This is a genomic window from Streptomyces sp. NPDC006193, assembly GCF_040613915.1.
Classification (GTDB): Bacteria; Actinomycetota; Actinomycetes; order Streptomycetales; family Streptomycetaceae; genus Streptomyces.
The window spans coordinates 1-18,946 of the sequence record NZ_JBEXTB010000029.1; the positions used below are offsets into that span (position 1 = coordinate 1).

An 18,946-nucleotide genomic window follows, 5' to 3' on the forward strand; every position below is an offset into this window, starting at 1 on the left:
GCCACCGCCGCCTCGTCGCCGTCGAAGGCGTTGAGCAGCCAGGCGCGCGCCGAGGTCGCGTTGGTGATCGTCTCGATCGTGGTGAACGTCTTGGAGGCCACCACGAACAGCGTCTCGGCCGGGTCCAGGTCCCGGACGGCCTCGTGCAGATCCGCGCCGTCCACGTTCGACACGAAACGAACCGTCAGCTCCCGCGCGGTGTAGGGGCGCAGTGCCTCGTAGGCCATCGCCGGACCCAGGTCGGAGCCGCCGATGCCGATGTTGACGACGTTGCGGACGGGCCGGCCGGTGTGCCCGGTCCACGCGCCGGAGCGGACCCGCTCGGCGAACACGGCCATCCGGTCCAGCACCGCGTGCACCTTCGGCACCACGTTCTCGCCGTCCACCTCCACCACCGCCTCCCGCGGCGCGCGCAGCGCGGTGTGCAGCACGGCCCGGTCCTCGGTGACGTTGATCCGCTCCCCGCGGAACATCGCGTCCCGCAGACCGAACACGTCCGCCGCCGCGGCCAGCCCGCGCAGCAGCCGCAGCGTCTCATCGGTGACCAGATGCTTCGAGTAGTCGATGTGCAGGTCACCGACCCGCACCACGTACCGCTCGGCGCGGCCCGGGTCGGCGGCGAACAGCTCGCGCAGGTGCGGCTGTCCCGCGGCGCGGTGGTCGGCCAGGGCGGCCCACTCGGGCCGGTCGGTGAGCTTCGGGTACTGGGACTCTGCCATCTCAGGCGTGCTCCTTGGCGGCCTCGCCCCGCAGGGCGACGGCGTACATCTCGTCGGCGTCGAGGCGGCGCAGCTCCTCGGCGATGAGTTCGGAGGTGGGACGGACCTTCAGGGCGAGGGTGCGCGGCGGCTGGCCCGGCAGGGTCAGCGAGGCGAGGGGGCCTTCGGGGCGGTCGATGACGATCTCCCCGTTCCCGGTGCCGAGCCGCACGGCCGTGACGACGGGGCCCTCGCTGACCACACGGTCCACGGGCACGTCCAGGCGGGCCTGAAGCCAGCGGGCCAGCAGCTCGGCGCTGGGGTTCTCCGCCTCGGCCTCGACGGCCGCCGAGGTCACCTCCGCCCGGGCCTGGTCCAGTGCGGCGGCCAGCATCGAGCGCCACGGGGTGAGCCGGGTCCAGGCGAGGTCGGTGTCGCCGGGCGCGTAGGTGCGCGCCCGGCTCTCCAGCACCTCCAGGGGCCGCTCGACGGCGTACAGGTCGGTGATCCGGCGCTGGGCCAGTGCGCCCAGCGGGTCCTTGGAGGGGTTGTCGGGCGCGTTCACCGGCCACCAGACGACCACCGGTGCGTCCGGCAGCAGCAGCGGCAGCACGACCGAGTCGGCGTGGTCGGACACCTCGCCGTAGGTGCGCAGGACGACCGTCTCGCCGGTGCCCGCCTCGGAGCCGACCCGCACCTCGGCGTCCAGCCGCGACCGGGTGCGGTCGCGCGGGGTGCGGGCGTGCCGCTTGATGACGACCAGGGTGCGCGAGGGGTGCTCGTGCGAGGCCTCCTCGGCGGCCTTGAGCGCGTCGTAGGCGTTCTCCTCGTCCGTGACGATGACCATCGTCAGGACCATGCCCACGGCCGGTGTGCCGATGGCGCGCCGGCCCTGCACCAACGCCTTGTTGATCTTGCTTGCCGTGGTGTCGGTCAGGTCGATCTTCATGGCCTGCGCCAGCTCCGTCCGTCTCGTGCGAGCATCTCGTCGGCTTCCCTCGGTCCCCAGCTCCCCGACGCGTACTGCGCGGGCCTGCCGTGCGCCGCCCAGTACTCCTCGATCGGGTCGAGGATCTTCCAGGACTCCTCCACCTCCTGGTGGCGGGGGAACAGGTTGGCGTCGCCGAGCAGCACGTCCAGGATGAGCCGCTCGTACGCCTCCGGGCTCGACTCGGTGAACGACTCGCCGTAGGCGAAGTCCATGGACACGTCCCGGATCTCCATCGAGGTGCCCGGCACCTTGGAGCCGAACCGGACGGTCATGCCCTCGTCGGGCTGGACGCGGACGACGATCGCGTTCGAGCCCAGCTCCTCGGTGGCGGTGGAGTCGAACGGGGAGTGCGGGGCCCGCTTGAAGACCACCGCGATCTCGGTGACGCGGCGGCCCAGGCGCTTGCCGGTGCGCAGGTAGAAGGGGACGCCCGCCCAGCGGCGGTTGTCGATCTCCAGCTTGACCGCCGCGTAGGTGTCGGTCCTCGAGTTAGGGTCGATGCCCTCCTCCTCCAGGTAGCCGGCCACCTTCTCGCCGCCCTGCCAGCCGGCCGCGTACTGGCCGCGCACGGTGTGCCGGCCGAGGTCCTCCGGGAGCCGCACCGACTTCAGCACCTTCAGCTTCTCGGTGAGCAGCGCCTCCGCGTCGAACGCGATCGGCTCCTCCATGGCGGTGAGCGCCATCAGCTGCAGCAGGTGGTTCTGGATGACGTCGCGGGCCGCGCCGATGCCGTCGTAGTAGCCGGCCCGGCCGCCTATGCCGATGTCCTCGGCCATGGTGATCTGCACATGGTCGACGTACGACCGGTTCCAGACCGGCTCGTACATCTGGTTGGCGAAGCGCAGGGCGAGGATGTTCTGGACGGTCTCCTTGCCGAGGTAGTGGTCGATGCGGAACACCTGGTCCGGCTCGAACACGTCGTGCACGATGGCGTTCAGCTCGCAGGCGCTGGCCAGGTCGTGCCCGAACGGCTTCTCGATGACCGCGCGCCGCCAGGAGCCCTGCGGCGGGGCGGCCAGGCCGTGCTTCTTCAGCTGCTGGACGACCTTCGGGAAGAACTTCGGCGGCACCGAGAGGTAGAAGGCGAAGTTGCCGCCGGTGCCGCGGGAGGCGTCCAGCTCGTCCACGGCGTCCTTGAGCTGCTTGAACGCGGTGTCGTCATCGAAGTCGCCGGGGATGAACCGCATGCCCTCGGCGAGCTGCTGCCACACCTCCTCCCGGAACGGGGTGCGCGCGTGCTCGCGCACCGCGTCGTGCACCACCTGGGCGAAGTCCTGGTCCTCCCAGTCCCGGCGGGCGAACCCGACCAGGGAGAAGCCCGGCGGCAGCAGACCGCGGTTGGCGAGGTCGTACACCGCCGGCATCAGCTTCTTGCGGGACAGGTCGCCGGTCACCCCGAAGATGACCAGGCCGGACGGCCCGGCGATGCGCGGCAGACGGCGGTCGCGGGCGTCCCGCAGCGGATTGACCCAGTCGGCCGCGGGGGTCACCGGGACCCGCACCTCCCGGGGCGCCTGGGCGGGTGCGTCGTCGGTCATCGGGCGTCAACTCCCTTGCTCTTCAGGGACGCGGTGACGGCGTCCAGCAGTTCCTGCCAGGCCGCCTCGAACTTGGCGACCCCCTCGTCCTCCAGCTGACGGACGACCTCGTCGTAGGAGATGCCGAGCCGTTCGACGGCGTCCAGGTCGGCGCGGGCCCGCGCGTAGCCGCCGGTCACCGTGTCACCGGTGATCTCACCGTGGTCGGCGACGGCGTTCAGCGTGGCCTCCGGCATGGTGTTGACCGTGTTCGGCGCGACCAGCTCGTCCACGTACAGCGTGTCCTTGTAGGCCGGGTCCTTCACACCGGTGGACGCCCACAGCGGACGCTGCTCGTGCGCGCCCGCCTCCTTCAGCGCGCTCCAGCGGCCGCAGGGCGGCGTCGCGCCGTCGGCCGAGCCGAACACCTCCTCGTACGCCTGGTAGGCGAGGCGGGCGTTGGCGAGGGCCGCGCGGCCCTTGAGGGCGAGCGCCTCGTCGGTGCCGAGGGCCGTCAACCGCTTGTCGATCTCGGTGTCCACCCGGGAGACGAAGAACGACGCCACCGAGTGGACGGTGGACAGGTCGACGCCCCGCTCACGCGCCTTCTCCAGGCCGGCCAGGTAGGCGTCCATCACCTCCCGGTAGCGCGCCAGGGAGAAGATCAGGGTCACGTTCACGCTGATGCCGCTGCCGACGACCTCGGTGATCGCCGGCAGGCCCGCCCTGGTCGCCGGAATCTTGATCATCACGTTGGGCCGGTCGACCAGCCAGGCGAGCTGCCTGGCCTCGGCGACCGTCGCCTCGGTGCGGTGGGCGAGGCGGGGGTCGACCTCGATGGAGACCCGGCCGTCGCGCCCGCCCGTCGCGTCGTACACGGGCCGCAGGACGTCTGCGGCGTCGCGCACGTCGGCGGTGGTCAGCATCCGTACGGCCTCGTCGACCGTGACGCCCCGCACGGCGAGGTCGGCGAGCTGCTCCTCGTAGCCCTCACCGGAGCCGATGGCCGCCTGGAAGATCGACGGGTTGGTGGTGACACCGACGGCGCCTGCGTTCGCCACCAGTCGGGCGAGACCGCCCGAGGTGATCCGCTCGCGGGACAGGTCGTCCAGCCAGACGGACACGCCCTCGTCGGCGAGGCGCTTGAGGGCGCCCGGGGTCGCGGTTGCTTCGGTCACTGTGCTCATCTCTCTTGTGGGTGTGCGTCGGTGTCAGGCGCGCGCGGCGGCGAGCGACTCGCGGGCCGCCGCGGCGACGTTCTCGGGGGTGAAGCCGAACTCGGCGAACAGGGTCTTCGCGTCCGCGGAGGCGCCGAAGCGCTCGAGGGAGACGATGCGCCCGGCGTCGCCGACGTACCGGTGCCAGGTCAGGCCGATGCCGGCCTCCACGGCGACACGGGCCTTCACGGCCGGCGGCAGCACCCGCTCGCGGTAGGCGCGCGGCTGCTCCTCGAACCACTCCACGCACGGCATCGACACCACCCGCGTGCCGATCCCCTCGGCCTCCAGCAGTTCCCGCGCGGCCAGGGCCGGCTCCACCTCGGAACCCGTGGCGATGACGATCACCTCCGGGACCTCGGTCGAGGAGGCGCGCAGCACGTAGCCGCCCCTGGCCGCGTCCTGGTCCGGCGCGTGCACCGGCACACCCTGGCGGGTGAGCGCGAGGCCGTGCGGGGCCGGGTTGGTGGCGTGCCTCCTCAGGATCTCGGCCCAGGCGACCGCGGTCTCGTTGGCGTCCGCCGGGCGCACGACGTTCAGACCCGGGATCGCGCGCAGCGAGGCCAGGTGCTCCACCGGCTGGTGGGTCGGGCCGTCCTCGCCCAGACCGATGGAGTCGTGCGTCCACACGTACGTCACCGGCAGCTGCATCAGCGCGGACATGCGGACGGCGTTGCGCATGTAGTCGGAGAAGGTCAGGAACGTGCCGCCGTGGACACGGGTGTTGCCGTGCAGGGCGATGCCGTTCAGCTCCGCGGCCATGGAGAACTCGCGGATGCCGAAGTGGACGGTGCGGCCGTACGGGTCGGCCTCCGGCAGCGGGTTGCCCTCGGGCAGGAAGGAGCTGTTCTTGTCGATCGTCGTGTTGTTCGACCCGGCGAGGTCGGCGGAGCCGCCCCACAGCTCGGGGATCACCGCGCCGAGCGCCTGCAGCACCTTGCCGGAGGCCGCCCGGGTGGCGACCCGCTCGCCCTCCGCGAAGACGGGCAGCGCGTCCTCCCAGCCCTCCGGCAGCTCGCCCTTGCTGATCCGGTCGAACAGCCCGGCCCGCTCGGGCCGGGCGGTCCGCCACTCGGCGATCCGCTTGTCCCAGGCGGCGTGCGCCTCGGCGCCCCGGTCCAGGGCCCGGCGGGTGTGCCGGAGCACCTCGTCCTCGACCTGGAAGCTGCGCCCGGGGTCGAAGCCGAGGACGCGCTTGGTGGCGGCGACCTCCTCCTCACCGAGCGCGGCGCCGTGGGCGGCCGCGGTGTTCCGCGCGTCGGGGGCGGGCCAGGCGATGACCGTGCGCAGCGCGACGACGGACGGCCGCCCGGTCTCCGCCCGGGCGGCCGTGAGGGCGCGGTGGAGGGCCGGGACGTCGATGTCGCCGTCGGCGGCGGGCTCGACGCGCTGGGTGTGCCAGCCGTAGGCCTCGTACCGCTTCAGCACGTCCTCGGAGAACGCGGTCGCGGTGTCGCCCTCGATGGAGATGTGGTTGTCGTCGTAGAGCAGCACCAGGTTGCCGAGCTTCTGGTGGCCGGCCAGCGAGGACGCCTCGGCGGAGACGCCCTCCTGCAGGTCGCCGTCGGAGACGATCGCCCAGACGGTGTGGTCGAACGGGGAGGCGCCCTCGGGGGCGCCGGGGTCGAACAGGCCGCGCTCGTAGCGGGCCGCCATCGCCATGCCGACGGCGTTGGCGACGCCCTGCCCGAGGGGTCCCGTGGTGGTCTCCACGCCCGCCGTGTGCCCGTACTCGGGGTGGCCCGGCGTCTTCGAGCGGTACGTGCGGAACGCCTTCAGATCGTCCAGCTCCAGCTCGTACCCCGCGAGGTAGAGCTGGGTGTAGAGGGTCAGCGAGGTGTGGCCGGGCGACAGCACGAAACGGTCGCGGCCGGCCCACTCCGGGTCGGCCGGGTCATGGCGCATCACCTTCTGGAACAGCGTGTACGCGGCGGGCGCCAGGCTCATCGCGGTGCCCGGGTGGCCGTTGCCGGCCTTCTCCACCGCGTCGGCCGCGAGCAGCCTGGCCGTGTCCACCGCCCGCCGGTCCAGTTCGGTCCACTCCAAGCCCTCGGACATCTGCGTGGTCATCTTCAGGAGATCCTCGTTCCGTGCGGGATGGCTGGCCGAGCGCGTTCAAACTTAAAAGTCTGACTTTTTCGGGGGAAGGTCGGGGTGTGTCAGCCTGTGGTGAATCTGGGACACCGGGCGCACGACAGGAACGGCACGAAGAGGACATGACCGACGAAACACAGCAAGCCGCCGCCGGTGACACCGGCGACGACGGCACGACGGACCGCGACCGGATCAGAACCCTTCCCTTCCCGGCCGACCCGGCCGCCGGTGGCGTCGGCATGCAGATCGGTCCCCTGGGTCCCGACCGCGCATGGCACGCCGAGGCCCCGCTGCACCGCGTCCACCGCATCGACTTCCATGTGGTCATGCTCTTCACCGACGGCCCGGTCCGGCACATGATCGACTTCACCGAACACGAGGCGACGGCCGGTGACCTGCTGTGGATCCGCCCCGGGCAGGTGCACCGCTTCTCCCGTGAGTCCGTGTACCGCGGAACCGTCCTGACCATGCAGCCCGGCTTTCTGCCCCCCGCCACCGTCGAGGCCGCCGGCCTGTACCGCTACGACCTCCCGCCCCTCCTGCGCCCCGGTCCGGCCCGGCTCGGCCCGCTCCAGGCGGCCCTCGACCAGCTGCGGCGGGAGTACGAGGACACCGCGACGCTCCCGCTCAGCCTGCACACGGCCGTGCTGCGGCACACCCTGACCGCCTTCCTGCTGCGCCTCGCGCACCTCGCGGCCAGCTCGGCACAGGTCTCACGGCAGCAGACCGACACCACGTTCACGCGCTTCAGGGAGGCCGTCGAACGGGGCTTCGCCGTCAACCACAGCGTCAGCGCCTACGCCGACGGCCTCGGTTACTCCCGCCGCACCCTCGTCCGCGCCGTCCGCGCGGCCACCGGGGAGACCCCCAAGGGATTCATCGACAAGCGCGTCGTCCTGGAGGCCAAGCGCCTCCTCGCCCACACGGACCTGCCGATCGGCCGCGTCGGGGCGGCCGTGGGCTTCCCCGACGCGGCGAACTTCTCCAAGTTCTTCCAGCTGCACACCGGCCGGACCCCGGTCGCGTTCCGCGCGGAGCTGCGCCCCTGAGGCCGCCGCGCCGGGGCGACGGGACGCCGGCGGACGCCGGGGCCGGTGAACACCCCGGTCGAGCCGCGGGGGACGTGCGGGACGCGGCGGGCGCGGAGCGCGGCGACGGGCCGCGGACGCACGCGTCCCCGGCGGTGCACCCCGCCGGGGACGCGCGCACGGTTCGCGGGTCAGTGCCCGAAGTCGAACCAGTTCACGTTCACGAAGTCGGCCGGCTGACCGCTGGTGAAGGTCAGGTAGACGTCATGGGTGCCGGTCACCGCGCCGATGTTGGCCGGCACCGTCCGCCACGACTGCCAGCCGCCCGTGTTGCCCACGGCGAAACTGCCGACGGGCGCGTTGCCGCGGCTGTCCAGACGCACCTCGACCAGGCCGCTGACGCCGTTCGCGGCGCCGCTGGCGACCCGCGCGTAGAACTGCCTCGCCGCGCTGGAACCGAAGTCGACGCCCTTGTACAGCGCCCAGTCGCCGTTCGCGAGCTGCGCGATGTTCTGCCCGCCGCCCGAGTCCGTCGTCGTCTCGGTGCCGACGCCGGACTGGCCGTCGTAGGACTCGGCCTGGATGGCGCTGTAGGCGTCCCGGTTGCCGGGCGGCGGGGGAGTGGTGCCGCCGTCCGAGGAGCGCAGGACCTGCACGTAGTCGACGACCATCGGGTGGCCCGGCTCGGTGCCGCTGTCCGGGCCGCCGCCGAACGCGCCCGGGAACCCGCCGCCCATCGCGACGTTGAGGATGATGAAGTAGCCGTGGTTGGTGGCGTTCGCCCACGTCGTGGCGTCGACCTGGTTGGCGCGCACCGTGTGGAAGTTGACGCCGTCCAGGTAGAAGCGGATCTCCTCGGTGGCGGTCGAGCGGTCCCACTCCATCGCGTACGTGTGGAAGCCGGCCTGGCAGGTGGTGCCGGTGCACGCGGTGGAGCCGCCGATGCCGGTGGTCTCGTTGCACGGGCCGCCCGGGTTGGTGCCGCAGTGGATGGTGGCCCAGTCGGTGTTCAGGCCCTGGACGTTCTCCATGATGTCCAGCTCGCCGACGCCGGGCCAGTTCCAGTAGTTGCCGCGGAACGGCGCGCCCAGCATCCAGAACGCCGGCCAGTAGCCCTTGGCTGCGGCGCCGGTGACGTTCGGCAGCTGGATCCGGGCCTGCACCCGCAGCTTTCCGCCCGCCGGGGGCTGGAAGTCGGTGCGGACGGTCTCGATCCGGCCGGAGGTCCAGTTGCCGGCGGCGTCCCGGCGCGGGGTGATGCGCAGGTTGCCGCTGCCGTCCAGCGAGACGTTGCTGGTGCTCGACGTCATCGTCTCGACCTCGCCGGTGCCCCAGTTGGCGGCGCCGCCGGGGTAGGACGTGCCCGTGTCGTAGATCCAGTTGGCGGTGTTGACGCCGGAGCCCGCCGCGCCCTCGAAGTCGTCCAGGAAGACCTGCGTCCAGCCCGTGGGGGGCGTGGGCGCGGAGGCGCGGGCGGGCGCGGTGGCGGCCGTGGCGACCGCGGCGGCCAGGCCGAGCGTCGCGGCCATGGCGACGAGCGCGCGCCGCAGGGGGCGGGGTCTGGATGTGCCGGAGGAAGCGCTCATGGGGAGCCTCTCGGTACGGAGTGGGTGCGGGAGTACTCGTGAGAGCGCTCCCAAGCCGTATGAGAGCGCTCTCAGCGGTGCCCGCCAATGTGCTCCCCGCTCTCCCGGTCGTCAAGAGTTGAAGCAAGGAAAGTCCGCTGCCCGCAGGCGAGTTCGCCGACTGAAGCGGTCCGAACCGGTCCGAGCCCGGCGCGCGCCGAGCCGCCCACCGCCCCGGCGGTCCGCACGCCCGCCCGCTCTCGGCCGCCGTTCCGCCCGCCTCTTCCCGCCCGCCCGCTCCCGCCCGCCCGCTCCCGTCCGCCGCCGTCCGCTCCTGTCGCCGGCGTTCCGCTCCGGGCGGCGTCCGGCTCCGTACCCTGGTGGGCCGGCAGGGGATGGCCACTGCGGGGCCGGGCCGAGGCGGCCGCGGCGGGAGTTGCGGGAAGGGTGCGGGCGTGAAGCTGACGATTCTGGGCGGCGGCGGATTCCGGGTGCCGCTCGTGTACGGGGCACTGCTGGCCGACCGGGGCGAGGGACGGGTCACCGAGGTCGTCCTGCACGACCTCGACGACCGCCGGCTGCGGGCGGTGACCCGCGTCCTGGCGGAACAGGCCGCCGGTGTCCCCGGCGCGCCCGCGGTGACCGCCACCACCGGCCTGGACGAGGCGCTGCGCGGCGCGGACTTCGTCTTCTCCGCGATCCGGGTCGGCGGCCTGGAGGGGCGCGCGCAGGACGAACGGGTGGCGCTCGCGGAGGGCGTGCTCGGCCAGGAGACGGTCGGCGCGGGCGGGATCGCCTACGGCCTGCGGACCGTCCCCGTCGCCGTGGACATCGCGCGGCGCGTGGCCAGGCTGGCCCCGGACGCCTGGGTCATCAACTTCACCAACCCGGCCGGCCTGGTCACCGAGGCCATGTCCCGTCACCTCGGCGACCGCGTCATCGGCATCTGCGACTCGCCGGTCGGCCTCGGCCGCCGCATCGCCCGGGTCCTCGGCGCCGACCCCGCCGAGGCCTTCGTCGACTACGTCGGCCTCAACCACCTCGGCTGGGTGCGCGGGCTGCGCGTCGCCGGGCGCGACGAACTGCCGCGCCTGCTCGCCGACCCGGCGCTGCTCGGCTCCTTCGAGGAGGGCCGGCTGTTCGGCGCCGACTGGCTGCGGTCGCTCGGCGCCGTCCCCAACGAGTACCTGCACTACTACTACTTCAACCGGGAGACGGTCCGCGCCTACCAGGAGGCCGGGAAGACCCGCGGCGCCTTCCTGCGCGACCAGCAGGCCCGGTTCTACGCGGAGGCGGGCGACCCCCACGCCTCCGCCCTGCTCGCCTGGGAGCGCACCCGCGCCGAACGCGAGGCGACGTACATGGCCGAGAACCGGGAGAGCGCCGGGGCGGGCGAGCGCGAGGCCGACGACCTGTCCGGCGGGTACGAGAAGGTGGCGCTCGCCCTGATGCGGGCCGTCGCCCGCGACGAGCGCGCCACCCTCATCCTCAACGTCCGCAACCGCTCCACGCTGTCCGTGCTCGACGCGGACGCGGTCGTCGAGGTCCCCTGCCTGGTGGACGCGAGCGGCGCCCATCCGCTGTCCGCCGACCCGCTGCCCGCACACGCCACCGGCCTGGTCTGCTCGGTCAAGGCCGTCGAGCGGGAGGTGCTGGCCGCCGCCGAGTCCGGTTCGCGGGCGAGCGCGGTGAAGGCGTTCGCGCTGCACCCGCTGGTGGACTCGGTCACCGTGGCGCGCAGGCTGGTCGACCGCTACACCGAGGTCCACCCGGCCCTGGCCTACCTCGCCTGACCGTTCCCGGCCGATCGACGCGCACGGAGGGCCGCCCGGCCGGGCGGCCCTCCGCCGTACGGCGCCGGCGGGTCAGCCGGTGAACCCGGCCGTGATCGAGGTGAACTGCCAGGTGTTCTGGCTGATGCCGGAGCAGTTGCTCACCACGCCGCCGCCCGGGCAGGGCCGGTCGCGGTTGACGGCCCAGAACGCCAGCCGCGCGATGTGGTGGCCGTTCGCCCAGTCGCGGATCTGCGTCCAGATCGCCGGGGTGGTGTTCTCCTGCTGGTCGGACAGGCCGTTCATGCCGGAGATGCCGATGTGCGCGTAGGCCGTGGCGTCGTCCCAGCCGAAGGTGGACTTCAGCTTGTTCTTCAGCCCCTCGGCGGCGTTGACGGTGCTGCCGTACATGTCCGAGCCGCCGCCGAAGTCGAACGGCATGATGGTGAACACGTCGATGTTCGCGCCGATCGCCTGCGCCTGCTCGATGAGCCGGTTGCCGTAGTACGACGGCCCGGTGGTGGACGTGCCGAAGGTGACGATGGTCTTCAGACCGGGGTTGGCGGCCTTGACCGTCTTCAGCGCGGTGAGGATCTTCGCCTGGACGGCCTCGTTCTCGAACTCGTCGGTGTTCTCGATGTCGAAGTCGACGGCCTTCAGCCCGTAGGCGTCGACCACCTTCTGTATCGCCCCGGCGAGCGCGCTCGCGGAGGAGCAGTTGGCGCCGAGCTTGCTGCCCGACCAGCCGCCGAACGACGGGACGACGTCACCGCCCGCGGACCGGATCTGGTTGATCGCCGTCTGGTCCACGCCGCCGGTCAGCGCCCGGCTGCCGTCCCAGGCCGGGGTGCAGCCCCCGGAGTCCAGCACGAACGCCATGGTGAACCACTTGACGCCGGTCGCGCTCATCACCGTGGCCGGGTTCGGCGGATCGCCCCAGCCCTCGAACAGGTACGGCGCGGCCTGCTTGAAGCCGGTGTCGCCGCCGGTGCCCGCCTCGGTCGTCACCGTGACGGATCCGGAGGCGGGCGAGGTGTTCCCGGCCGCGTCCCGCGCCCGGACGCTGAAGGTGTAACTGGTGCTGGGGGAGAGCCCGCTGACCGTGGCGGAGGTGCCGGAGACGGTGAGCAGCCGGTTCGAGCCGCTGTACACGTCGTACCCGGTGACGCCCGTGTCGTCCGTGGCGGCGTTCCACTTCAGCGACACGCTCGTGGACGTCCGGCCGGTGGAGGTGAGTCCGCTGGGCGCGGTGGGGGCCTGGGTGTCCCCGCCCGAGCCGCCGCCCGGGCCGTCCAGGGCGATGTCGTCGGCCTGATAGGCGCCCTGGCCGTACCAGCCGTGCACGTAGACGGTGGCGCGGGTCTGCGAGGCGCCGGTGGTGAAGGAGACGCTGAGCCGGCTGTACGCCGACGGGGACGAGGTCCAGGTGGAGGCCCCGCCGTCCACGCCGAGGTACACGTAGTTGCCGCGCACCCAGCCGCTCAGGCTGTACGTCGTGTTGGGCTGGACCGCGACCGTCTGGCTGCACTGCGCGTTGTCGCTCGACGTCACCGCGCCCTGCAGGGCCTTGGCGCCGCTGTGCACGGGGGAGGAGACGACCGAGCCGAGGCCGCCGGTGCAGGTCCAGGGGGACAGGCCGCCCGACTCGAAGCCGGGGTTGGAGAGCAGGTCGGCCGCCTGGGCCGAACCGGGGAGGGCGACGGCCCCGCCGAGCGCGAGGGCCGCGGAACCGAGGAGGGCGAGAAGCCGGCGTCTGGAGCGCCCGAATGTGTTGCGCACACGATCTCCCTGTGGGGGTGGGGGTGTTGAGAGTGCAGGGGGTGCGGAAGGAGGTGCGCCGACGAATTTGGTATGGACCAATCCGGCTGTCAAGAAGCAGAACAGAATTGGTCCATACCGGTGAGCGGGAGCGCCCTCGAAGGGGGCGCGGGAAGCGGTGCGGCCGGGCCGGACGCCCGCGCCGGCGGCGGCCTACAGCGGCAGCGCCTGGGCGGCGTCCGCCGAGGGGGCCTGGGCGGGAACGGCCGGCAGCAGCACCTCGGCGGGCTCCACCCGCTGCCGCCCGAGCCCTCCGGGCAGCAGCGGACGCGGCCCCGACACCACCGTGTAGTCCTGTCCGAGGAACGGCGGGACGATCACTCCGGGGTCCTCGCCCAGCGCCAGCCGCACAGCGGCCCACGGTGCGTTCAACCCGCAGAGCGAGAGCTGGTGCAGCCCCCCGGCGGGGCGCGTGTTGACATCGAGCAGCACCGGGCGGTCGCCGAGCATGCGGAACTGGATGTTGGACAGGTGGTGCAGTCCGAAGCCCTCCGCGATCAGCCGGGCCGGTTCCAGCCAGCGCTCGTCCAGCGTGAAACCGCGGCGGCGGCCGTTCTTGGTGCGGCCCACCGCGAGCCGCAGCCGGTTGTCCGGCCCGGTCAGGCAGTCGACGGACACCTCCGGCTGCTCCAGACGCGGCATCACCAGCCAGTTCACCGGCTCCCCGGCCCGCCGCAGCGCCTCGACGACCAGGTCGAGCTGGACGTACGGGCCCGGGAAGCCGTCCAGGTGCGCGAGCGAGAAGGGCGACCGGGTGAGCACCCGGAAGCCGGCCCCGCCCGCGCCGGAGGCGGGCTTGAAACACGCCCGGTGCCCCGCCACCTCCAACTCCTCCACGGCGGACACCAATTCGTCGGCCGTCCGGACGCGCCGCCAGGGCGGCACCGGCACGCCCACCGAACGGACCGCCTCGTACGCGGTCGCCTTGTCCTCGAACACGGCCACCGCCTCGCGCGTCGGCGCCAGCAGCGCCGTACCGGCCGCCGCGAACTCGGCCCGGTGCGCCACGATCGCCGCCTGGTGCAGCCGGGGCACGAAGACGTCGATGCCGCGCCGCACGCACTGGTCGAGGGCGTACTCGACGTACGCGGCCGGGGACAGGCCCTCCGGCTCCAGGTCTGCGGTGTCGGCCGCGGCGAGCACCGGGGAGTCGGGGTCGCCGTGCGTGGCATGGATCTCCACCGCGCGGTCGCTGGGATTTCTCCGCAGCTGTTCCATGAAGAACACGTTCTCCGCGTACGTGCGGTTGAGCCAGACGCGTACGCGAGAGAGCATGCAGGCCGCCTTTCGGGGGTGTGCGGGCAGGACGGAGCGGCCCGTGCCCGGGCAGGTGGGAGGAAGGGTCACCAAACACCCCTGTGCGAAGGGGGGAATCATGGGCGCTGGTGTCGGGGCGATCATACGGCCTGCGGGAGCCCCCCGGTGCACCGCGCGCGTCACGGATTCCGGGGCGTCGCGGGGTGCCGCCGGCCCCGCCGGAAGACGGCCCGGTCCGACGCCGTGGCACGGGCGTCACGGGCCGGCCGCGGTCGACCGCGCCCACCGGCCGGCATCACCCGGCCGGGTGATGAAGGCACCCCCTTCCGCACCCGCCGCTGTCGCCCGCACGCACGTCCGCGCCCGCCTCCGTCGCCCGCACACCCGTCCGTCCGCACCCGTGTCCGGCGGCGCGCCCGCCGGGCGGCGGCGCGGCGCACGGCAGGGTCGGCTCCCGCCGCCCGTACCGTGACATCTCGGGTATCCCTTGTCCGCCGCCCCGTGCATGTGTTCTTGTGGTGCCGTCGGCGGACCGGAAGGAGTGCGCGCAGTGGAGTCGACGGCCGGGACCGGACAGCTGCTGGCCATCAGCGACCTGCACATCGGCTATCCGGAGAACCGCGCCCTGGTCGAGGACATGCGCCCGCACAGCGACGAGGACTGGCTGATCGTGGCCGGTGACGTCGCGGAGACCGTCGCCGACATCCGCTGGGCCCTCGGCACGCTCGCGAGCCGCTTCCGCAAGGTGCTGTGGGCGCCCGGCAACCACGAGCTGTGGACCCACCCGCGCGACGAGGTCACCCTGCGCGGCGTCGCCCGCTACGAGCACCTGGTCGAGGTGTGCCGGGAACTGGGCGTGGTGACCCCCGAGGACGACTACCCGGTGTGGCGCGGCCCCGGCGGCCCGGTCGTCGTCGCCCCGCTGTTCCTGCTGTACGACTACTCGTTCCTGCCGGCCGGCTGCGCCACCAAGGCCGAGGGCCTGGCCTACGCGCAGAGCACCGGCATCGTCTGCAACGACGAGTTCCTGCTGCACCCCGACCCCTACCCCACCCGCGAGGCGTGGTGCCGGGCCCGGGTCGCCGAGACCGCGCGCCGGCTCGCCGAGCTGCCGGGCGACCTCCCGACCGTCCTGGCCGGCCACTACCCGCTGGACCGGCACCCCACCGAGATCCTGTGGCACCCCGAGTTCGCCATGTGGTGCGGCACGGAGCTGACCGCCGACTGGCACCGCCGGTTCCGGGTCGCCACGATGGTCTACGGCCATCTGCACGTCCCCCGCACCACCTGGCACGACGGAGTCCGCTTCATGGAGGTCTCCGTCGGATACCCCCGCGAATGGCGCAAGCGCCCGCACCCCCCGGGGCGGCTGCGCCGCATCCTGCCGATGGAGGTCGAAGCAGGTGATGGAGGAGCTGCTCCCGGCGTCGGTCGTGGCCGTGGAGGCACACGCTGACGACCCGTTGTGGGAGTCCCCGCTCTACCCCTCGGAGGAGGCGCTGGTCGCCCGCGCGGTGACCAAGCGCCGCCGCGAGTTCACCGCCGTACGGGGCTGCGCCCGGCGCGCCATGGAGAAGCTCGGCGTACCGCCGCAGCCGGTCCTCAGCGGCGAGCGGGGCGCTCCGCGCTGGCCGGCCGGCCTGCTCGGCAGCATGACCCACTGCGACGGCTACTGCGCCGCGGCCCTGGTCCGCGCCACCGACCTCGCCTCCCTCGGCATCGACGCCGAACCCCACGGGCCGCTCCCGGACGGCGTCGCCCCCTCCGTCCTCCTGCCCGCGGAGGCCGCGCGGCTGGTGCGGCTGGCCGAGCGGTGGCCGGCCGTGCACTGGGACCGGATCCTGTTCAGCGCCAAGGAGTCCGTCTACAAGGCGTGGTATCCGCTCACGCGCATGTGGCTGGACTTCTCCGAGGCCGACATCACCCTGGACCGGGACCCGGCCGACGGGCCCCACGGCACGCTGCGCGCCCGCCTCCTGGTGCCCGGGCCGCTGGTCGGCGGCAGGCGGCTGCAGACGTTCGAGGGCCGGTGGGCCGTGCGGGACGGAGTGGTGGCCACCTCCGTGGTCGTCCCGCACCCTGCCGCGTGACGGGCCGTCACCCTTCCCTGCGCCGCGGCGGGACGCCGTACGGCCGCCGTCACCCGGTCGCCCGCGGCCGGTGGCGGCCGGACCCGCCGGGCCGCTCAGGCGCGTGGGCACCAGTCGCGCAGGAGCCGGAAGAACTTCTCCTCGTTGCCGGCGAGTCCCGCCCCCGCCAGTGCCCGCTCCGCCTCGGCGAGCACGGCGGGCGGGACCACGGCGGGCCGTCCGCCGTCCGGCGGCCCGTCGAAGGCGGCGCGCACCGTGTGCAGCAGCCGCAGGTAGGCCTGCACGGCGGTGCGCTCCCGGTCGGTCGGTACGGCGGTGGGCATCGGTCGGCTCTCCCCGAGTAGGCGTCACGGTCGGGCGCACTGAAGCGCATGCGACCAGCTTGCCGCCCACCACTGACAACGCCCTCGGGGCGGCGCCCGCCACCCCCGCCCCGGCCGGAGGCGTGCGGCGCGCAGGGCGACGGCGCCGCCGGGGCGGTGGCCGGCACGGAGCCCGTCCGGTGGCGGTGAATGTCAGCCCTGGAGGCCCGGATAGCCCAGGGAGGCCTCGATGCGGCCGGCCACCCGGTCCCGCTGCACGGGACCGCGCAGCGCCGAACCGGCCATGAGCGTGCGGCACTTGCTGGCCAGGAGCAGGCCGAAGGTCTCGGCGTCCCGCTCCTCGGACAGGTCGAAGCGGGTGCGGGCCGCGACCCGCTGCACCGCCGCCTGCAGCGCCGCCTGGTCGGTCTCGCCGCGCAGCAGCCGGGTGGCGGCGCCGGCGCCGTCCACGTGCCCGCAGTGGTCGGCCTGCATGTGCCACAGCTCATGGCCCAGGATCACCAACTGGTGCCCGGGCGCGGTGCGTTCCTCCACCACGACGACGTCCCGGTCGGTCAGGTCCAGCCACAGTCCGCTGGCCGTGCCCGGCGGGAAGACGGCCGTGCGGAAGTGCACCGGCCGGCCCCGGCGGCGGCTCATCGCCTCGCACAGCGCGTGGTACAGGTCGTCCGGCGGCGCGGGGACGGGCAGGGTCAGCCCGCCCAGCAGTTCGCCGCACAGCCGGCGCATGTCCCTGCCGATGCCCACGGTCCTCCCCTGCTCACGACTCGGGCCGCTTGACGCTCTCCAAGAGCATGTCGAGCCACTCCGCGACCTTGTCCCGGTGGTGGTCGGTGGGCAACTGCGCGGCCCGCCAGGCGATCCCGCGCACGCCGTGGTCCTGCAGCAGCCGCTCCAGCGGGTCCGCCGCGGCCTCGGCGGCGGCCCGCTCCCGGTCGGCGAGCTTCTGCAGCAGCTCCTGCTCGGTGCGCTGCAGCGCGCCCGCCAGCGCCTCGGGGTCCTCCGCGGTGAGGAAGCCCGCGTGCACCCGGAAGAAGCGCTGCAGGGCGTCGCAGTGCTCCATGGTGGGCCGCCGGTCGCCGTTGATGAGGGCGCCGGCCTGCTGGCGCGACATGCCCGCGCCGTCGGCTATCTCCTGCTGGGTGTACCGGCGGCCGTTGGGCTTCAGCCGGGTGCGGCGCAGCAGGTCCAGGCGCTGCAGGAAGCGGGCCTGGACGTCCGGTTCGCCCGCGGGCCGGCCGCTGAGCAGGGCCCTGACCACCGGCTCCGGCACCCCGCAGGCGAACGAGAGCCGCCCGACGTCGAAGACCTCGGCGTGCGCCACGCCGAGCCGGTCGGCGAGCGCGGTGACGCGGGCGACGACGGCCGGCAGCTGGGCGGTCGCCGAGGCGCCCGGATCCTCGTAGCCATCCGTCACCGACAGAACTCCTACGTCTCTCGAGGGCTTCAGATGCGTCCGTGCTTCTCACGAGCGATCGCCGTGAACTTCCCGGAGAGTAGCGGGTGTCTCGAACCCACATCCAGGTGTCGCCACAACTGTGGCGAATTTCGGCCGTCAAGCGGCATGAAATGCCACGATAGTTGACACGACTCGTGCGGGGCAGCAGGATCGCATCGCCGCGTGAAAGGCCGCAGAGGCAAGAGGGGTGACCTCCCGATGGCACATCAGGCAGGAGGGCAGCGGCCGGCACCGCGGCCCGTCCCCGACACCTGCGAGACCCAGGCGTACCTCCAGGACTACGCAGCACTGCTGGAGCACCAGTCCTGTCCGTCGCTGGTCGTCGACCGCCACTGGAACGTGGTCATGGCCAACAGCGCCTACGCGACGCTCTTCCGCGGCGTGCGCCCGCATCCGACGGCCATGCCGGGGGACAACTTCCTGCGGTTCGTGCTGTTCCACCCCGACGCGGGCGAGGTGCTCGGCGAGCACGAGCCCGGCTGGTGCCTGCCGATGCTGGCCCAGCTGCGCTCCGCCCTGGAGACGTACGGGCACGACCACGAACTCCAGGCGGTCCGCCGGGACATCGCCCAGGACCCGATCATGGAGGCCGCCTACCGGCAGGGCCTGCCCCACTGGATGCGGGCCGTCGGCGAGGCCGGGGCCCGCCTCGACGGCGCCGTGCGGCTCCTGCTCCACCCGGACCCGCGCCGGGGGCGCACCGAGTGCCGCATCGTCGAGGAGGCGCCGCAGCCGCTGCTGGAGCTCGGCTACCGGCGTCTGTCGATGGTCCTGCGCGATCCCGGCCGGTCCGCCGCGCCGGTCCGCCGTCCGCGCCGTCCCCGGGGGACGGGCGCGCACCTGACGGTCGTCCCGGCCCCCGAGGGCTGATCCGGCACCGCCGGTGTTCAGGTCACCGGCGGCGCCGGGTCGGCCGGCGCCCGGCCCCGGCACGCGGCTGCGGTGCCGCTCCCGTCCCCGTGCCGGGCCGTGCGGATCGTCCGGCGGCCCCGGCGGACGCCGCCGGCATCCCGCTCCTGCACGCCGACGGTGTGGCCGCGCCGGAGAACAGTCCCGGCCGCACGAGACCCATGCCGTGCGACAGCCGTCCCGGCCGGGGGCCTTGCGGGCGGCGGAC

At 73.4% G+C, this 18,946-nt stretch carries 15 protein-coding genes and 1 pseudogene; 5 read left to right on the top strand and 11 right to left on the bottom strand.

The genetic code is table 11. The features are described from left to right. From ABZ261_RS23345 to tkt, 5 genes and pseudogenes are all read right to left on the bottom strand, one after another. Window positions 1–719: pseudogene (locus ABZ261_RS23345) on the bottom strand (glucose-6-phosphate isomerase); the annotation flags it as partial. 1 nt (window position 720) lies between these two features. After that, window positions 721–1,647, bottom strand: coding sequence for a glucose-6-phosphate dehydrogenase assembly protein OpcA (gene opcA / locus ABZ261_RS23350; RefSeq protein ID WP_356862158.1), 927 nt, complete (start codon window positions 1,645–1,647; stop codon window positions 721–723). After that, window positions 1,644–3,227: a glucose-6-phosphate dehydrogenase gene (gene zwf, locus ABZ261_RS23355; RefSeq protein ID WP_356862160.1), complete on the bottom strand. Its 1,584-nt coding sequence runs from the start codon at window positions 3,225–3,227 to the stop codon at window positions 1,644–1,646. The genes opcA and zwf overlap by 4 nt, the downstream gene beginning before the upstream one ends. Continuing rightward, on the bottom strand, window positions 3,224–4,393 hold the full coding sequence (gene tal / locus ABZ261_RS23360) for a transaldolase (protein WP_356862162.1): 1,170 nt from the start codon (window positions 4,391–4,393) through the stop codon (window positions 3,224–3,226). The genes zwf and tal overlap by 4 nt, the downstream gene beginning before the upstream one ends. A gap of 24 nt (window positions 4,394–4,417) precedes the next feature. Continuing rightward, window positions 4,418–6,493, bottom strand: a complete 2,076-nt coding sequence (gene tkt, locus ABZ261_RS23365) for a transketolase (protein ID WP_356862164.1) — start codon at window positions 6,491–6,493, stop codon at window positions 4,418–4,420. Between the two features lie 146 nt (window positions 6,494–6,639). On the opposite strand from tkt, the gene ABZ261_RS23370 reads away from it, so the two are divergent. Continuing rightward, window positions 6,640–7,566 (top strand): AraC family transcriptional regulator, encoded by a 927-nt coding sequence (locus ABZ261_RS23370; protein ID WP_356862166.1) that lies wholly within the window; start codon window positions 6,640–6,642, stop codon window positions 7,564–7,566. A 170-nt stretch (window positions 7,567–7,736) separates the two neighbouring features. On the opposite strand, the gene ABZ261_RS23375 is transcribed toward ABZ261_RS23370, so the two are convergent. Continuing rightward, window positions 7,737–9,131, bottom strand: coding sequence for a glycoside hydrolase family 16 protein (locus ABZ261_RS23375; RefSeq protein WP_356862168.1), 1,395 nt, complete (start codon window positions 9,129–9,131; stop codon window positions 7,737–7,739). Between the two features lie 434 nt (window positions 9,132–9,565). Between ABZ261_RS23375 and ABZ261_RS23380 the strand changes: the two genes are divergently transcribed. Further along, a complete protein-coding gene (locus tag ABZ261_RS23380) occupies window positions 9,566–10,903 on the top strand; it encodes a 6-phospho-beta-glucosidase (RefSeq protein WP_356862170.1) in 1,338 nt (445 codons plus the stop codon). A 72-nt stretch (window positions 10,904–10,975) separates the two neighbouring features. Here the strand turns inward: ABZ261_RS23380 and ABZ261_RS23385 are convergent, their stop codons facing one another. Next, window positions 10,976–12,661, bottom strand: coding sequence for a carbohydrate binding domain-containing protein (locus ABZ261_RS23385; RefSeq protein ID WP_356862172.1), 1,686 nt, complete (start codon window positions 12,659–12,661; stop codon window positions 10,976–10,978). A 192-nt stretch (window positions 12,662–12,853) separates the two neighbouring features. After that, the gene (locus ABZ261_RS23390; protein WP_356862174.1) at window positions 12,854–13,975 is read right to left on the bottom strand and encodes an ATP-grasp domain-containing protein; all 1,122 of its coding nucleotides are present in this window, start codon (window positions 13,973–13,975) and stop codon (window positions 12,854–12,856) included. A 532-nt stretch (window positions 13,976–14,507) separates the two neighbouring features. Here ABZ261_RS23390 and ABZ261_RS23395 point away from each other — a divergent pair. Both ABZ261_RS23395 and ABZ261_RS23400 read left to right on the top strand, forming a co-directional pair. Continuing rightward, window positions 14,508–15,413 (top strand): metallophosphoesterase, encoded by a 906-nt coding sequence (locus tag ABZ261_RS23395; protein WP_356862176.1) that lies wholly within the window; start codon window positions 14,508–14,510, stop codon window positions 15,411–15,413. Next, window positions 15,361–16,047, top strand: coding sequence for a 4'-phosphopantetheinyl transferase superfamily protein (locus tag ABZ261_RS23400; RefSeq protein ID WP_356862178.1), 687 nt, complete (start codon window positions 15,361–15,363; stop codon window positions 16,045–16,047). The genes ABZ261_RS23395 and ABZ261_RS23400 overlap by 53 nt, the downstream gene beginning before the upstream one ends. 95 nt (window positions 16,048–16,142) lie before the next feature. Here the strand turns inward: ABZ261_RS23400 and ABZ261_RS23405 are convergent, their stop codons facing one another. The 3 genes from ABZ261_RS23405 to ABZ261_RS23415 form a co-directional block, all read right to left on the bottom strand. Beyond that, the gene (locus tag ABZ261_RS23405) at window positions 16,143–16,370 is read right to left on the bottom strand and encodes a hypothetical protein (RefSeq protein WP_356862180.1); all 228 of its coding nucleotides are present in this window, start codon (window positions 16,368–16,370) and stop codon (window positions 16,143–16,145) included. Between the two features lie 192 nt (window positions 16,371–16,562). Then, window positions 16,563–17,117, bottom strand: coding sequence for a toxin-antitoxin system, toxin component (locus tag ABZ261_RS23410; RefSeq protein ID WP_356862182.1), 555 nt, complete (start codon window positions 17,115–17,117; stop codon window positions 16,563–16,565). Between the two features lie 13 nt (window positions 17,118–17,130). Next, entirely contained in the window at window positions 17,131–17,787 is a 657-nt protein-coding gene (locus tag ABZ261_RS23415) for a helix-turn-helix transcriptional regulator (protein WP_356862184.1), read from the bottom strand. Window positions 17,788–18,027: 240 nt separating this feature from the next. On the opposite strand from ABZ261_RS23415, the gene ABZ261_RS23420 reads away from it, so the two are divergent. Further along, on the top strand, window positions 18,028–18,699 hold the full coding sequence (locus ABZ261_RS23420; protein WP_356862186.1) for a hypothetical protein: 672 nt from the start codon (window positions 18,028–18,030) through the stop codon (window positions 18,697–18,699). The last annotated feature ends 247 nt before the right edge of the window (window positions 18,700–18,946 follow it).

Excerpts from the sequence above, each read along its gene's own strand:
- ABZ261_RS23390 (WP_356862174.1), bottom strand. The coding sequence starts at position 13,975 with ATGCTCTCTCGCGTACGCGTCTGGCTCAACCGCACGTACGCGGAGAAC.
- zwf (WP_356862160.1), bottom strand. The coding sequence starts at position 3,227 with ATGACCGACGACGCACCCGCCCAGGCGCCCCGGGAGGTGCGGGTCCCG.
- tkt (WP_356862164.1), bottom strand. The coding sequence starts at position 6,493 with ATGACCACGCAGATGTCCGAGGGCTTGGAGTGGACCGAACTGGACCGG.
- opcA (WP_356862158.1), bottom strand. The coding sequence starts at position 1,647 with ATGAAGATCGACCTGACCGACACCACGGCAAGCAAGATCAACAAGGCG.
- ABZ261_RS23420 (WP_356862186.1), top strand. The coding sequence starts at position 18,028 with ATGGCACATCAGGCAGGAGGGCAGCGGCCGGCACCGCGGCCCGTCCCC.
- ABZ261_RS23370 (WP_356862166.1), top strand. The coding sequence starts at position 6,640 with ATGACCGACGAAACACAGCAAGCCGCCGCCGGTGACACCGGCGACGAC.
- ABZ261_RS23405 (WP_356862180.1), bottom strand. The coding sequence starts at position 16,370 with ATGCCCACCGCCGTACCGACCGACCGGGAGCGCACCGCCGTGCAGGCC.
- ABZ261_RS23375 (WP_356862168.1), bottom strand. The coding sequence starts at position 9,131 with ATGAGCGCTTCCTCCGGCACATCCAGACCCCGCCCCCTGCGGCGCGCG.
- tal (WP_356862162.1), bottom strand. The coding sequence starts at position 4,393 with ATGAGCACAGTGACCGAAGCAACCGCGACCCCGGGCGCCCTCAAGCGC.